Source organism: Halomonas koreensis (assembly GCF_031451675.1).
GTDB classification, from domain to species: Bacteria; Pseudomonadota; Gammaproteobacteria; order Pseudomonadales; family Halomonadaceae; genus Halomonas; species Halomonas koreensis.
Genome location: NZ_JARWAK010000005.1, coordinates 183,863 through 197,633, shown reverse-complemented (window position 1 = coordinate 197,633; position 13,771 = coordinate 183,863). Strand labels below are relative to the sequence as shown.

At 67.2% G+C, this 13,771-nt stretch carries 15 protein-coding genes; 9 read left to right on the top strand and 6 right to left on the bottom strand.

What is annotated here, in order from left to right:
* The first annotated feature begins 85 nt into the window (after positions 1 to 85).
* The 3 genes from QC818_RS08160 to QC818_RS08150 all read left to right on the top strand — a co-directional run bounded on the left by QC818_RS08160 (position 86) and on the right by QC818_RS08150 (position 3,456).
* Positions 86 to 688, top strand: a complete 603-nt coding sequence (locus tag QC818_RS08160) for a hypothetical protein (RefSeq protein WP_309652345.1) — start codon at positions 86 to 88, stop codon at positions 686 to 688.
* Positions 685 to 2,259, top strand: coding sequence for a GMC oxidoreductase (locus QC818_RS08155; RefSeq protein WP_309652344.1), 1,575 nt, complete (start codon positions 685 to 687; stop codon positions 2,257 to 2,259). The genes QC818_RS08160 and QC818_RS08155 overlap by 4 nt, the downstream gene beginning before the upstream one ends.
* Before the next feature lie 96 nt (positions 2,260 to 2,355).
* Entirely contained in the window at positions 2,356 to 3,456 is a 1,101-nt protein-coding gene (locus tag QC818_RS08150; RefSeq protein WP_309652343.1) for an alpha/beta fold hydrolase, read from the top strand.
* 53 nt (positions 3,457 to 3,509) lie between these two features.
* Here the strand turns inward: QC818_RS08150 and ccoG are convergent, their stop codons facing one another.
* From ccoG to QC818_RS08130, 4 genes are read right to left on the bottom strand one after another with little or no spacing between them, the layout of a single operon-like run.
* Positions 3,510 to 4,955 carry a cytochrome c oxidase accessory protein CcoG gene (ccoG, locus tag QC818_RS08145; protein WP_309652342.1) on the bottom strand — a complete coding sequence of 482 codons (1,446 nt, stop codon included), beginning with the start codon at positions 4,953 to 4,955 and terminating at the stop codon, positions 3,510 to 3,512.
* Between the two features lie 46 nt (positions 4,956 to 5,001).
* Complete coding sequence (locus QC818_RS08140; RefSeq protein WP_309652341.1) at positions 5,002 to 5,727, bottom strand: LrgB family protein; 726 nt, start codon at positions 5,725 to 5,727, stop codon at positions 5,002 to 5,004.
* Positions 5,727 to 6,062 (bottom strand): CidA/LrgA family protein, encoded by a 336-nt coding sequence (locus QC818_RS08135; protein ID WP_309652340.1) that lies wholly within the window; start codon positions 6,060 to 6,062, stop codon positions 5,727 to 5,729. The genes QC818_RS08140 and QC818_RS08135 overlap by 1 nt, the downstream gene beginning before the upstream one ends.
* Before the next feature lie 10 nt (positions 6,063 to 6,072).
* On the bottom strand, positions 6,073 to 6,318 hold the full coding sequence (locus QC818_RS08130; RefSeq protein WP_309652339.1) for a hypothetical protein: 246 nt from the start codon (positions 6,316 to 6,318) through the stop codon (positions 6,073 to 6,075).
* Positions 6,319 to 6,586: 268 nt separating this feature from the next.
* Here QC818_RS08130 and mapR point away from each other — a divergent pair, with 268 nt between their 5' ends.
* From mapR to QC818_RS08100, 6 genes are all read left to right on the top strand, one after another.
* On the top strand, positions 6,587 to 7,996 hold the full coding sequence (gene mapR, locus QC818_RS08125; protein ID WP_309652338.1) for a GntR family transcriptional regulator MpaR: 1,410 nt from the start codon (positions 6,587 to 6,589) through the stop codon (positions 7,994 to 7,996).
* Positions 7,997 to 8,254: 258 nt separating this feature from the next.
* Positions 8,255 to 9,655: a cytochrome ubiquinol oxidase subunit I gene (locus tag QC818_RS08120; protein ID WP_309652337.1), complete on the top strand. Its 1,401-nt coding sequence runs from the start codon at positions 8,255 to 8,257 to the stop codon at positions 9,653 to 9,655.
* 15 nt (positions 9,656 to 9,670) lie between these two features.
* Positions 9,671 to 10,678, top strand: coding sequence for a cytochrome d ubiquinol oxidase subunit II (gene cydB, locus QC818_RS08115; protein WP_309652336.1), 1,008 nt, complete (start codon positions 9,671 to 9,673; stop codon positions 10,676 to 10,678).
* Positions 10,679 to 10,690: 12 nt separating this feature from the next.
* Positions 10,691 to 10,822, top strand: a complete 132-nt coding sequence (locus tag QC818_RS08110; protein WP_309652335.1) for a DUF2474 family protein — start codon at positions 10,691 to 10,693, stop codon at positions 10,820 to 10,822.
* Positions 10,823 to 10,910: 88 nt separating this feature from the next.
* Positions 10,911 to 11,066, top strand: a complete 156-nt coding sequence (locus QC818_RS08105; protein ID WP_309652334.1) for a hypothetical protein — start codon at positions 10,911 to 10,913, stop codon at positions 11,064 to 11,066.
* Positions 11,063 to 11,227, top strand: a complete 165-nt coding sequence (locus tag QC818_RS08100) for a hypothetical protein (protein ID WP_309652333.1) — start codon at positions 11,063 to 11,065, stop codon at positions 11,225 to 11,227. The genes QC818_RS08105 and QC818_RS08100 overlap by 4 nt, the downstream gene beginning before the upstream one ends.
* 214 nt (positions 11,228 to 11,441) lie before the next feature.
* On the opposite strand, the gene QC818_RS08095 is transcribed toward QC818_RS08100, so the two are convergent.
* Positions 11,442 to 12,341: a hypothetical protein gene (locus tag QC818_RS08095; protein WP_309652332.1), complete on the bottom strand. Its 900-nt coding sequence runs from the start codon at positions 12,339 to 12,341 to the stop codon at positions 11,442 to 11,444.
* A 369-nt stretch (positions 12,342 to 12,710) separates the two neighbouring features.
* Positions 12,711 to 13,328, bottom strand: a complete 618-nt coding sequence (locus QC818_RS08090; protein ID WP_309652331.1) for a response regulator transcription factor — start codon at positions 13,326 to 13,328, stop codon at positions 12,711 to 12,713.
* Positions 13,329 to 13,771 lie beyond the last annotated feature (443 nt).

Below are 13,771 nucleotides of genomic sequence, written 5' to 3'. Positions count from 1 at the left end.
AATGGATCGAATGAAGTGGGCCGAAGGACCGGGGGGCGCAGTAGATCGGTGTTAAGTCCGACAGGCTGCTGGGGAGGACGACATCATGACCGCAGGCATCGCCTTCGAGGAGACCATGCAGGGCGACTTCGCCCTGGGCGAGACGGCGCCGGAGCGCGGCGCGGCGGCGGGGCGCCGCGACGGCACCCGGCTGGCCATGCATGCCGAAGTGACCATCGACGACCTGGCGGCCTTCCTGGCCGACCCCGACCACGCCGGGGCGCTCGGCGGGCGGGTCGACTTCCCGCCGCTGGGCATGGATCTGGCGGCGACCGGCGGCGTCTTCCGGCTGTTCTCGGCGGCCGGGGACGACGGCCTGGGGCGACGCATGGTCTACGAGCTGGCCTTCGCCGCCGACGGGACTCCCTACTACCTGGCCGGCGAGAAGCGCGTGCGCGACGATCCCGGCCCCGACCTGTGGCGCGACACCACCACCCTCTACACCCGCTTGCACCGCGGCACGGACGCCGACGGCGAGGTGGTCGGCGCCGGCATCCTCGAGCTCGGCGTCCCCCAGCTCACGGCCCTGCTGGGCACCCTGCGTGCCACCGGCGACGGCGACGCCCGCACCCTGGCCACCTTCGGCGGCTTCTTCTTCGGCGAGCTGTGGTCGCTCTACGCGCCCCTGGCGCGGGGCGGGCGGCCATGAGCCTCGGCTACGACGCCATCGTCATCGGCTCCGGCTTCGGCGGCGCGGTGGCGGCCTGCCGCCTGGCCGAGGCCGGCCAGCGGGTGCTGGTGCTGGAGCGCGGCCGGCGCTGGGCCACCGAGGACCTGCCCCGGGGCCCCGAGGACGACTGGGTCTTCGACGCCGAGGCCCCGGAGCGCCGCCACGGCTGGCTGGACCTGCGGCTCTTCCCCCGGATCGGCGTGGCCCAGGGCGCGGGGGTCGGCGGCGGCTCGCTAGTCTACGCCAACGTCTTCGTCGAGGCCGAGCGCTTCGTCTTCGACCGCGGCTGGCCGGAGCAGATCAGCTTCGAGGCGCTGGCGCCGCACTACGCCACCGCCGGACGCATGCTCGAGGTCCGGACCCTGCCCGCCGGCCAGCGCACCGCCCGCCAGCGGCTGATGCGTGACGCCGCCGCGGCCACCGGCGCCGCCGACCGCTTCCGCGACCTGCCGCTGGCGGTGCGCTTCGACGACGCCTGGCACTACGGCCTCGACGCGCCCCACGACCCGGCCCACAGCCGCGCCGAGCGCAACGCCTTCGGCCGTACCCAGGGCACCTGCGTGCACTGCGGCGACTGCGACCTGGGCTGCCCGGTGGGGGCCCGCAACACCCTGGACCTCAATTACCTGGCCCGGGCCGAGGACCGCGGCGCCGAGATCCGCCCGTTGTGCCTGGTGCACGCCATCGAGCCGCAAGGGGAGGGCTACCGGGTGCACTACCGGCGCCTGGACGGCGGCGGCGAGGCCAGCGAAAGCGCCCGCCGGGTGGTGGTGGCCGCGGGCTCGCTGGGCTCCACCGAGCTGCTGCTGCGCTGCCGCGACCAGCATCGCACCCTGCCGGCGCTGTCGCCCCGGCTCGGCCACGGCTGGTGCGCCAACGGCGACTTCCTGACCCCGGCGCTCTACGCCGACCGCGAGGTCTCGCCGACCCGGGGGCCGACCATCACCGGCGCCATCGACTACCTGGACGGCAGCGACGGCGGCCAGCGCTACTTCGTCGAGGACGGCGGCTTCCCGGACGTCATCGGCAACGCCCTGCGCGCCGCCCTCGAGCGCCAGGCCGATGGCGAGCGGCTCCTCGAGGGCTGGCGGCTGCTGCTCGAGGGCCTGCTGGCCGGCCGGGATCCCCACGCCCACCTGATGCCCTGGTTCGGCCAGGGCGTGGACGAAAGCGACGGGGTGATGCGCCTGGAGCGCGGCGGCTTCGCTCGCGACCTGGCGCTGACGCTCGACTACGACGTGCGCCGCTCGCGGCCGGTCGTCCAGGCGTTGATCGAGCGCCACAAGCGCCTCGCCGCGGCCACCGGCGGGCTGGCGCTGGAGCCGCCGTCCTGGTCGTTGTTCGACTACCTGCTGACCCCGCATCCGCTGGGCGGCTGCAACATGGGCAGCGGCCGCGAGGACGGCGTCGTCGACCACAAGGGCGAGGTCTTCGGCTACCCGGGGCTGCACGTGCTGGACGGCGCCATCGTCCCCCGCGCCCTGGGGCTCAACCCCTCGCGGACCATCGCCGCCCTGGCCGAGCGGGCCATGGCCGAGATCCTGGCCTGAGGCGAGGGGCGAGGGGCGAGGGGCGAGGGGCGAGGAGCGAGGCGAGGAGCGAGGGGCGAGGAGTAAGGGGCGAGGCATACCATCAAGGAGGGCAGCATGCGCCGGGAGATTCCGCTATACACCCTGGAAGGCGTCCGCGACGCCGAGACCAGCACCCACCACTTCACCACCGAGGACGGCCTGGGGCTGTCGCTGCTGCGCTTCCACCGGGCCCCGTGCCGCGATGTGGTGATGATCGTCCACGGCCTGACCACCTCCTCGGACATGTTCATCCAGCCCGAGCACGAGAACCTGGTCAGCCATCTGCTGGACGCGGGCTTCACCGACGTCTGGACCCTGGACTTCCGCATGAGCAACCGCCATGCCTACAACCTCCAGCCCAGCGACTGGTCGATGGACGACTGCGCCCTCTTCGATCACCCGGCGGCGGTGGCCAAGATCCGCGAGGTGGCCGGCGCCGACGTCAACCTCCACGTCATCTGCCACTGCCTGGGGGCCATGAGCTTCACCATGGCGCTGTTCGCCGGCACCGTGACCGGCATCCGCTCCTGCATCGCCAACAGCGTGGCGCTGACGCCCCATGTGCCCACCTGGTCGCGGATCAAGGGCCACGTCTTCCCCTTCATCATCGAGCGCATCCTCCAGCAGCCCTATGTCAGCCCGCGCTGGAGCGAGGATCCGCGGCTGACCGTCGGCAAGGGGCTCTCGAAGCTGGTGTCGCTGTTCCACCGCGAGTGCGACGTGCCCGCCTGCCACATGCTGTCGCTGATGTGGGGCACCGGCTGGCCGGCGCTCTACCGTCACGAGAACCTCGCCGAGATCACCCATCGCCGCGGCGGCGACCTCTACGGCCCGGTGGGGCTCAACTACCACAAGCACGTGCTGAAGATGCTGGGCCACGGCCATCGCACGGTGCGCATGAAGCCGGACGACCCGCGCTACGCGGACCTGCCCGACGACTACCTCGCCGGCGCCGCGGCCGTGGAGACGCCCTGCCTGTTCATGACCGGCGACGCCAACCGCGTCTTCACCGACAGCAACATCCACTGCCACCGGGCCCTGGAGGACGTGGTGCCGGGCCGCCACCAACTGGCGATCTTCGAGGGTTACGGCCACCAGGACGTCTTCATGGGCAACCGGGTCCACGAGGACATCTTCCCGCGGCTGGTGGCGTTCCTTGACGAGCAGCGGGGCTGAGAGGACCCGGTCCGCGGCAGGCTGGCCGCCAGGGGGCGTCGCTCCTCGGCGGGTCAGTCGCGGTGCCTCGTGGCCGGTCCCAGGAAGCTCGTCGCCTGGACGAGTCGGATCGACGCGTCGTCCAACGACTCCAGCCGCAGCTCGATGGGCTGGCTCGGCCGGGGCAGGGCATCGGCCTCGGCGTGCAACCCGATGCGCCAGCGCCGGGTGCCTTCGGCCTCCACCTCGAGGGTCTCGGTGCCGACCAGGGTCAGGCCCGGCAAGCCGGCCGCGGTGAGGCGGTAGCGGTGCGCCCGAGCGTCCTGATTGCGCAGGGTCAGGTCGTAGTGATTGAGGATCCGGCCGTCCTCCGTCTGCGCGTAGAGCTGCTGGCGATCCCTGGCGACCTGGAAGTCCAAGGGGACGCGGTTGCCGATGAAGCTCACCAGAAGGCCGATCATCACCACCAGGGCGGCGGTGTAGCCCAACAGCTGAGGACGCAGGAACCGCGTCGCCCGGCCCGCCAGGGCCCGTTCGGTGGTATAGCGGATCAGCCCCCGGGGCTTGCCGAGGCGCGTCATGACGCTGTCGCAGGCGTCGATGCAGGCGGCACAGCCGATGCACTCGTATTGCAGGCCGTCGCGGATGTCGATGCCGGTAGGGCAGACCTGGACACAGAGATCGCAGTTGATGCAGTCGCCCCCCGACGCCGCCGGCTGTGCCGAGGCCTTGCGTCGACTCCGGCGCGGCTCGCCCCGGGCGGCATCATAGGACACGATCAGGGTGTTGGCGTCGAACATGGCCGACTGGAAGCGGGCGTAGGGGCACATGTGCAGGCATACCTGCTCGCGCAGCCAGCCCGCATTGAGGTAGGTGAAGAGGGTGAAGAAGCCGATCCAGAACCAGGCCCAGAGGTTGGCGTCGAGGGCCGCCAGATCGAGCACCAGTTGGCGGATCGGGGTGAAGTAGCCGACGAAGGCCAGGCCGGTGGCGAAGGCGATGGCCAGCCAGGCGCCATGCTTGGCGGCCTTGCGCCACAGGGTGTCGAGGCTCGGGGGGGAACGGTCGCGACGGATGCGGCGATGTCGAGGTCCCTCCAGGCGATGCTCGAACCAGATGAACAGGAAGGTCCAGACGCTCTGTGGGCAGCTGTAGCCGCACCAGACGCGTCCGGCGAAGACGGTGATCATGAACAGCCCGAAGGCGCAGAGGATCAGCAGCCAGGCCAGCAGGATGAAGTCCTGGGGGTAGAAGGTGGCGGCGAAGAGATGGAACTCGCGCGTGGGCAGGTCGAACCAGATCAGGGGACGGTCGCCCCAATTGATCCAGGGCAGCCCGAAGTAGAGGGCCATCAGCCCCCAGTTCGAGCCGCGTCGGAGCCGCTGGAACAGGCCGCGAATCTCACGGACATAGATGGGCCGGCGCCTGGCATGCGTGGCCCGTGGCGTGGTGTCGGCGGGGACGTGCTGACCCACCGCGGGATCGGCGGGCAGGGGGTGCAGGGGGATGTGTTGCGTCATATCGATATCCAGGCAAGGCGCGATCGGTGGAATCCGTGGGGGTGGCTCAGCCTGCGCCGCTCAGTCGGCCGAGCAGCCAGGGCCCGCCCAGCGGCAGGAGCAGGGCGGTGATGGCGCCGGTCAGGCTCATGGCCAGGGCGGCGAAGCCGCCGGCTTCCCGGCTCTCCTGAAGCGCCTGGGAGGTGCCGACGGCATGGGCGTTGAGCCCCAGGGCAACGCCTCGTGCGGCGGGGCTCTCCACCCGGGCCATGCGCAGCAGCAGGGGGGCCAGCAGGGCCCCGGCGACCCCGGTGAGCATCACGAAGACGGCGGCCAGCGCCGCCGAGCCGCCCAGCCCCTCGGCCAGCGAGATAGCGATCGGTGAGGTGACCGACTTGGGGGCCAGGGCGATCAGGAGGGGCGTCTCGGCGCCGAGTCGGCTCGCCAGCAGCACCACCAGGAGCACATTGGCGGTGGCGCCGACGCCGATGGTGATCAGCAGAGGCCAGAGCCGCCGCCGGATACGCCCGAGATTCAGGTAGAGGGGCACCGCCAGGGCCACGGTGGCCGGGCCGAGCAACAGCCATAGCGGGCCGGAGGTCTGCCGGTAATGGTCGTACTCCAGCCCCGTCGCATAGAGCGCGGCCACCACCAAGAGGGTGCCCGTCAGGACCGGCTGGGCGATGCACCACCCGCTGCGGCGTTGCCACCAGAGCGCGAGCCGGTAGGCCCCCAGCGTGAGAAGCAGGCCAAACAGGGGATGCCGGGTGCCGGCCTCGAGCGCCGAGGGCATCAATGGCGGCGCCCCATGAGCCATTGCAGCAACCCGCCGGTCAGGGGGAGGCCAATCAGCAGCGAGCCCAGCAAGGCCGCCAGGATGGCCCCGCCATGGGTGAGGAACGCCTCGAGCTGGGTCATGATGCCCACGGCGGGGGGAATCAGCAGCAGGGGAAGGTGATGCAGCAGGCACGAGGCCGTCTTGTCCAGGCTCGCGTCGATCTCGCCGCGCACCTGGAGGTGACCCAGCAACAGCAGCATGCCGACGATGGGGCCGGGCAGGGGCAGGCACAGCTGGCTCAGCAGGGTGCCGAACCACTGGTACAGCAGGATCCACAGCAGGCCCGTCATCTGCGGGCCCTTAGCCGAGGCGGCGACGCACCAGGGGGCGCGCCTCCGGGGTCGGGCGTCCGGCGAGGCGCTCGAGCGCGGGCGCCATCGCCTTGACCACAGGCGCGGCCAGGGCCTCGAAACGGCCTCGCCGCAGATGGCGGCGCCGGTCGCGCAGCGCGTCGCCGGCGGCACTGTCATGGGCCCCATCCTGGTACATGCTGGCTGTCCTCGTTCGCTCGCGCCCCATCGCCGCCCCCGGCATCGCTGCGGTCATGGGCGGCCTCCTGGCGGCTCACTATGGGGAGCGGGCGGTTCGTAAAACAGGCTCAGTTGTGAACTAAAAAGGCATATCAGTTGCGGGTGGCCGCCATGGCGGATCGCGACGTTCGCCGATATGCCCTTGCACACGACGAGGCTGCCTGGCGGCATGACAGCTGTGGGCGAAAGAGGGCGGGGCGAACCACCTGAGGAGGCGCGGCGTGTCGCCAGGGGCGCCGATCCGCTATCCTGGCGCTTCCCCCGACGCGCCGGTGACGGACCCGATGAAGCGCTACGAGCAATTCGCCGACGAGATCGCAACGCTGATCCGCCAGGGCGTCCTGGCGCCCGGAGAGCGGATCCCCTCGGTCCGCCAGGCCAGCCGCCACTACGGCATCAGCCCCTCCACCGTGTTTCAGGCCTACTACCTCCTGGAGAACCAGGGGCTGATCAGGGCGCGGGCGCGCTCGGGCTATTTCGTGCGCGAACATGCCCGTCGCCTGATGGACGAGCCCGGGGTGTCCATCCAGCCGGCGGATCCCGCCGAGGTGGAGGTCAGCGAGCTGGTCTTCTCGGTGCTCGACTCCCTCCAGGACGCCAGCACGGTGCCCTTTGGCTCGGCCTTTCCCAGCCCCGAGCTGTTTCCCCTGTCGCGACTGGCCAGCAGCATGGCGCGGGGACTGCGCGAGCTGTCGCCCCGCGAGGTCATCGCCGACATGACCACCGGACATCCCGACCTGCGCCGCCAGATCGCCCTGCGCTATATGCTCGGCGGCATCCAGCTGCCCATGGACGAACTGGTCATCACCAACGGCGCCATGGAGGCGCTGAACCTGGGCCTGCAGTGCGTCACCCGGCCGGGAGACCTGGTGGCCATCGAGGCGCCGGCCTTCTATGCCAGCCTGCAGGTACTGGAGCGCCTCGAGCTGAAGGCGGTGGAGATCCCGGTGCATCCCCGCGAGGGCATCGACCTCGATATCCTCGAGGCGCGCCTGGCGAAACTGCCCATCAAGGCCTGCTGGTTCATGAGCCACCTGCAGAACCCGCTGGGGGCCAGCCTGAGCGAGGAACGCAAGGCCGACCTCTATGGCCTGTTGAAGCGCTACCGGGTGCCCATGCTCGAGGATGATGTCTACGCCGAGCTCTACTTCGGCAGCACTCCCCCGACGCCGGTGAAGTGGTTCGACGACGAGGGCCTGGTGATGCACTGTGGTTCCTTCTCGAAGTGCCTGGCGCCGGGCTATCGCGTCGGCTGGGTGGCGGGAGGGCGCTACGCGCCGGCCCTCTCGCGCCTCAAGTTGATGACCACCATCTCCCCGTCGATTCCGGCCCAGGCGGCCATCGCCGACTATCTGCAGCATGGCGGCTATGACCGTCACCTGCGCAAGCTGCGTCATGCCCTGGAAGCCCAGCAGGCTGCCATGCTGGCCGCCGCCGATCGCCACTTTCCCGCCGGCACGCGGCTCACGCGCCCCGGCGGCGGCTACTTCCTGTGGGTCGAGTTTCCCGAGCGCGTCGACTCCCTGCGCCTGTTTCGGATGGCCCTCGACCAGGGGGTCAGCCTGGCCCCGGGGCCCATCTTCTCGGCCACGCAGGGCTTTCGTCACTGCGCGCGGCTGAGCCATGGCCACCCGTGGACGGCCCGCAGCGAGCGCGCCATGGAGACGCTCGGGCAACTGCTGGCCTCGTTCTGAGCCGGCGTCCCGAGACCGCACGCCTGTTGCGTCCCCGCGGTGCATCGCCGGGGTGTTCGACGAGGGGCGGCCACCTGGCCGCTTCCTGCGTAGCGTGGCGTCCTCGCCCCGGCGGTGCCGGGCCCGCCCGGGACAACTGATACGGTTTTTGATGCGAAAACTGAGCCTGTTATGAAGCTCGGGCCTCGGCCTAGAGTGAGCGCACGGCACGAGACCGGGCGTGCCCCGCTCACCGTCCCCATCATCGGAGATAGCGCCATGTTCGGTACCGAGGCGATTGATCTGGCCAGGATTCAGTTCGCGTTCACCGTTTCCTTCCATATCGTCTTTCCCGCCATCACCATCGGCCTGGCGAGCTACCTGGCCGTGCTCGAAGGGCTGTGGTTGAAGACCCGCGATGACACCTACCGAAACCTCTACCACTTCTGGTCACGCATCTTCGCCGTCAATTTCGGCATGGGCGTGGTGTCGGGCATCGTCATGGCCTACCAGTTCGGCACCCACTGGAGTGGGTTCTCCGCCTTTTCCGGCAGTATCACGGGCCCCTTGCTGACCTATGAGGTCCTGACCGCCTTCTTCCTCGAGGCAGGGTTTCTCGGCGTCATGCTGTTCGGCTGGGATCGGGTGGGGCGCGGCCTGCACTTCTTCGCCACCTGCATGGTGGCCGTCGGCACGATCGTCTCGATGTTCTGGATCCTCGCCTCCAACAGCTGGATGCAGACGCCCCAGGGGCACGAGATCATCGAGGGGGTCGTGGTGCCCGTCGACTGGTTCCGGGTGGTGTTCAATCCCTCCTTCCCCTATCGGCTGGCCCATATGGCGCTCGCGGCCTTCCTGAGTACGGCCCTGTTCGTGGCCGCCTCCGCGGCCTGGCTTCTGCTCGGGGGGCGGGATGCTCCCGAGGTGCGCAAGATGCTCTCCATGGCCCTGGGTATGCTGGTCGTGATCGCGCCCTTGCAGGCCGTGGTGGGAGACCTGCACGGGCTCAACACCCTCGAGCACCAGCCGGCCAAGATCGCCGCCATCGAAGGGCACTGGGATAACAGTGGGGGCGAGCCCACGCCCCTGATCCTGTTCGGATGGCCGGACATGGCTCGGGAGGAGACTCGCCACAAGCTGGAGATCCCGGCCCTCGGCAGCCTGCTGTTGAGGCACAGCCTGGAGGAGCAGGTGCCGGCGTTGAAGGAGTTCCCGCCCGAGGACCGCCCCAATGCCACCCTGGTCTTCTGGAGCTTTCGGCTGATGGTCGGGCTCGGGATCTTGATGATCCTGCTGGGGGGCCTCGGTGGCTACCTGCGCCGGAGGGGGCGCGTCTACGGCTGCCGCCCCTTCCTGAGATTCGCGTTGTGGATGGGGCCGGCCGGCCTGGTGGCGCTGCTGGCCGGCTGGTTCACGACGGAGGTGGGGCGTCAGCCCTGGGTGGTCTACGGGCTGCTGAGGACGCAGGAGGCCGCCTCGAGTCATGGCGTCCTGCACCTGAGCCTCAGCCTGGCGGCGTTCGTGGTCGTCTACCTGGCCGTGTTCGGTAGCGGCGTCGCCTACATGCTGAGGTTGGTGCACCAGGGGCCGCGGGGCGTCGACGCCTCGCCCTCCGGTGACTCGGGGCAAGCGGACGCGCCGGCCCGGCGCCTGCCCGCCGCCGACCACGCAACGCTCTGACGAGGGGAGTACGAGATGGGAATCGATCTTTCGCTACTGTGGGCCGGCATCATCCTGTTCGGCGTGGCGATGTACGTGGTCATGGACGGTTTCGACCTCGGGATTGGCCTGCTATTTCCCTGGGTGGCAGCCAAGGGCGATCGCGATGTGATGATGAATACCGTCGCCCCGGTCTGGGACGGCAATGAGACATGGCTGGTGCTGGGAGGGGCGGGGCTGTTCGCGGCCTTTCCGCTCGCCTATGCCGTGGTGCTGGAGGCGCTGGCCATCCCCCTGGTGCTGATGCTGGTCGGGCTGATCTTTCGCGGTGTCGCCTTCGAGTTCCGTTTCAAGGCCTCCGACCAGGATCGGCACCTCTGGGACAAGGCCTTCATCGGCGGCTCCTTGCTGGCCACCTCCGCCCAGGGGGTGGCCCTGGGCGCCTATATCCAGGGCATCGCCTTCGATGGCGCCGAGTATGGCGGCGGCCCCCTGGACTGGCTGTCGCCGTTCTCGCTCTTCTGCGGCTTCGCGCTGCCGTTTGCCTACGCCCTGCTGGGCAGTACCTGGCTGATCATGAAGACGGAAGGCGCGCTCCAGGAGCGCATGTATGGGCTGGCCAGGCCGCTGGTGGCGGCCTTGCTGGTCATGATCGTGATCGTCAGCCTCTGGACGCCCCTGGCCCATCCCGGCATTGCGTCGCGCTGGTTCTCGCTGCCCAACCTCTTCTGGTTCCTCCCGGTCCCGCTGCTGGTGGCGTCGTCCGGCTATGGCCTGATCCGCCTGCTGGACGGTCGCGCGACGGCCCGGCCGTTCCTGTTGGCATTGGCCCTGGTGTTGCTTGGCTACAGCGGGCTCGGGATCAGCCTGTGGCCGCATGTCATCCCGGACCGGGTCACCCTGTGGGAGGCGGCGGCCCCTCCCCAGAGTCAGGGGTTCACCCTGGTGGGGACGCTGTTCATCCTGCCCATCATCCTGGGCTACACCGCCTGGAGCTACTACGTGTTCCGGGGCAAGGTCCGACCCGGGGACGGCTATCACTGAGGAGGCGCGAGCATGAGCAGGACGTCCTTCCCGAGGCGGCTGGCCTGGCTGGCGGCGATCTGGCTTATCAGTGTCGGCATGCTGGCCCTGGTGTCGCTCGGCCTCAGGTACTGCATGGCGCTGGCAGGCCTCGTCGCGCCTTGACGACGGCGGGGCCGGCTCGCTAACTGCCGTCACGCATCCCCGCGGGCTCCACCATTTCACCACCGAGGACGGCCTGGGGCTGTCGCTGATGCGCTTCCGGCGGGCGCCGTGCCGCGACGCGGTGATGATCGTCCACGGCCTGACCACCTCCTCGGGCATGTTCATCCAGCCCGAGCACGACAACCTGGTCAGCCACCTGCTGGACTCGGGTTCACCGATGTCTGGACCCTGGACTTCCGCATGAGCAACCGCCATGCCTACAACCGCTACATGCTCTCGCTGCCGGGCCGCCATCGGTTGGCGATCTTCGAGGGTTACGGCCACCAGGACGTCTTCATGGGCAACCGGGTCCACGAGGATATCTTCCCGCGGCTGATCGAGTTCCTCGACGAGCAGCGGGGTTGAAGGGGGAAACGAGATCTGGTGCGTCGATTCCCGGACGTCGTTCTGCGTGATACATGAATCCGGAGGGGATGGAGCAGGTGTGCACGAGCGGGACTTGTGCCTGCGTGGCATTGGTCGTCTCGGATCGAGTCGGGTCGTGACGACTGAAGGGCTGCCGAGGCGATCATCTGCCCGACAGCCCTCTGGACTATCCGTTACTCACTTTCTTCATGTCTTACGGGGTAGTCCATTTTCCATCCTTGTAGAGTCGTGTCTCCGAGTTGGAGTTCGTAAGGTCGATCTCGATGGAGTTCGCCCTGGAAGTGCTGAACATCGAGCTGGTCTGGATGTCCTGCTCGAACCAGACCAGCACTTTTTCAACCGGCGTCAGCGATGTCTCGCCCTTCACCGCCTGGTGCGGGGCAACATAGAAGGGCGTGCTGATCTGTTGTCCGTCGATGCCAGTGGATAACTGACTAAGGCCAGGGTGAATGGGCCCATACTGGTTGACCATCGTGATGGCCGTTTCCGACCCTCCCGATTTCGGCTGGCCCAGCACGCCCGAGGTGTCGAGTATGCTCTCCTCGCCCAGGCCGATGGTCACCCGCTGCGTGGAAACCTCTACCTTCACCCTGTCTTCGAACTTGTTGCTTCCGAAGAGCTGGTACTGGGGAGTCCATGAGAAACTGTTCGAGGCCAGGTACTTGTCGTAAGACTGCCATACGACATTGTAATCGCCTCCCGCTACCTTCTTTGCGAAGCATAGCTTGTAGTCATTCGCCTTGAGGATTTTCAACTCATCGGGGTCAATCTGGATGCTGACGGACTTCTGTGACGCGAGCATGGCCGCTCGCAGTGCGAGGGCCGCACCAAGATACTCCTCGTCTGCCTGTTCGAGGCTGGAGTCGGGTGTGCTTTCGAATCGCGCAGTCTCGCTTTTGCTAGCGCCGGCCAGGCACCGGTAGGAGTTTCCGCAAGGGGATTTGCCTTGTCGAATTTCGTAGTCTTTCCCCTTGTCAACGTAGCCATGGGTGATGTAGGCCGTGAACTCACCGTTGTGGCTCAAGTCTCCCTCGCCGTCGGCGAACTTGGTGACGTGACCGCCAATGTTCCGGTAGAAGTGGAGTTTACTCATGATCTTCTCCTGTAATGGCCACGATGGGGGTGAGCAGGCCCTGTCGTGTGGCCGTTATCGACAGAGCCTAAAGAGGAGAATGCTAAAGTGGGTTCATTTTTCGGCAGATGGTCGTGATTCGGGCCTGACCAGATGCCGATCTCGCTTATGCCCCCTTAACCTATAACCAGATTTCTAGTCTGTATGTGGGTAAAGCTCTCTACGACACTGTCAGAAACTTTACTGACACAGGCGGGGTGGCCTGTCCTCCAGAGACTGTTGGCCGAAATGCCGTGGGACACCTCGTTCGTATGGCGCATGATCGTCTAGCGTCAACGGAGCCCATGGAGAGCCGGGAGGGCGATTCTTTCGTGAAGGGACGAAGCCGGGCTAGAGGTCATTCTCAAGGGCGTATCGGATCAATCCGTAAGTGCCTCGTATATCCAGCTTGTACATGATGCGGGTCTTGTAGGTTTCGATGGTCCTTGGGCTCAATGCAAGTTCGCGTGCAATTTCCTTGGCGGTGAGCCCTCTCGCGACCTCCCTAAGGACGTCCTTTTCACGTGAAGAGAGTTGTGAGCTTTTCTCTTTTCTTGCTTCCATGTGCTGAAGCTGATCTTTCAGAGGCGGAAAGATAAACTCTCCACCATGCAGGACGACGGTAATGGCGGATAACAGGTCCTCGAAACAATGCTCCCTGGAGAGTATGGCCGGTATGCCGAGCTTTCTGGCATGCCAGGACTCATCGGGTGATTCATGAACGGTCAGCCAGATGAGCCTGCTTTGCGAGGACAAGGCGGAAGAATCGACGATTTCTTTCAGTGCGCCACCATAGTTAATCGAGCTCGACAGGATGGCGATGTCGGGGCGGAGCTGGCTGATCTTTCGATAGGCATCGCGGGCGTTGTCGGTAGTGGCGATGACAAGGCTGTCGGGGTGTGCTTCCAATAATGCGACCAGACCCTGTCTATCCATTGTTCGGTCATCTACCACGATCAATGTGGTCATCAGTATTCTCCTTGGCTCTTCCGTGAAGTCTTATCTTGGAGCGGGTTGACGCCTTTCTCGGGAAGGGAGTCAGCCGTACTGCACAGGGTCAGGAGAAGGGACGGGGCTGGTGAAGCGATAGGGTCAGGTCGGCGATCAGCGTCCTGGGTATCACCGGGGGGAGTGATCTGGGGTTAGTTGCGACGCCCACAGGTGCGAGTCGGAGGCGGTGATTCGATCTCACCATGGTCAAAAGCGGTTCTAGGAGAAGCCTCTTTGAGACTGTGTATTTCTGGAGCGAAAACAGGGGGCATGTGACTGCCTTCATTCTTGCCATTTCTCGGCCGATCTCATGAGCTGCCGAGCTTGCAGAGCGGGAGATCTCGAGTCATGGCAAGACCGTTGCGCAGTTGGGGGTCACGGAATGGCCGAAGGGGGCACAGTTGCTATGCGCAAATGGTTTC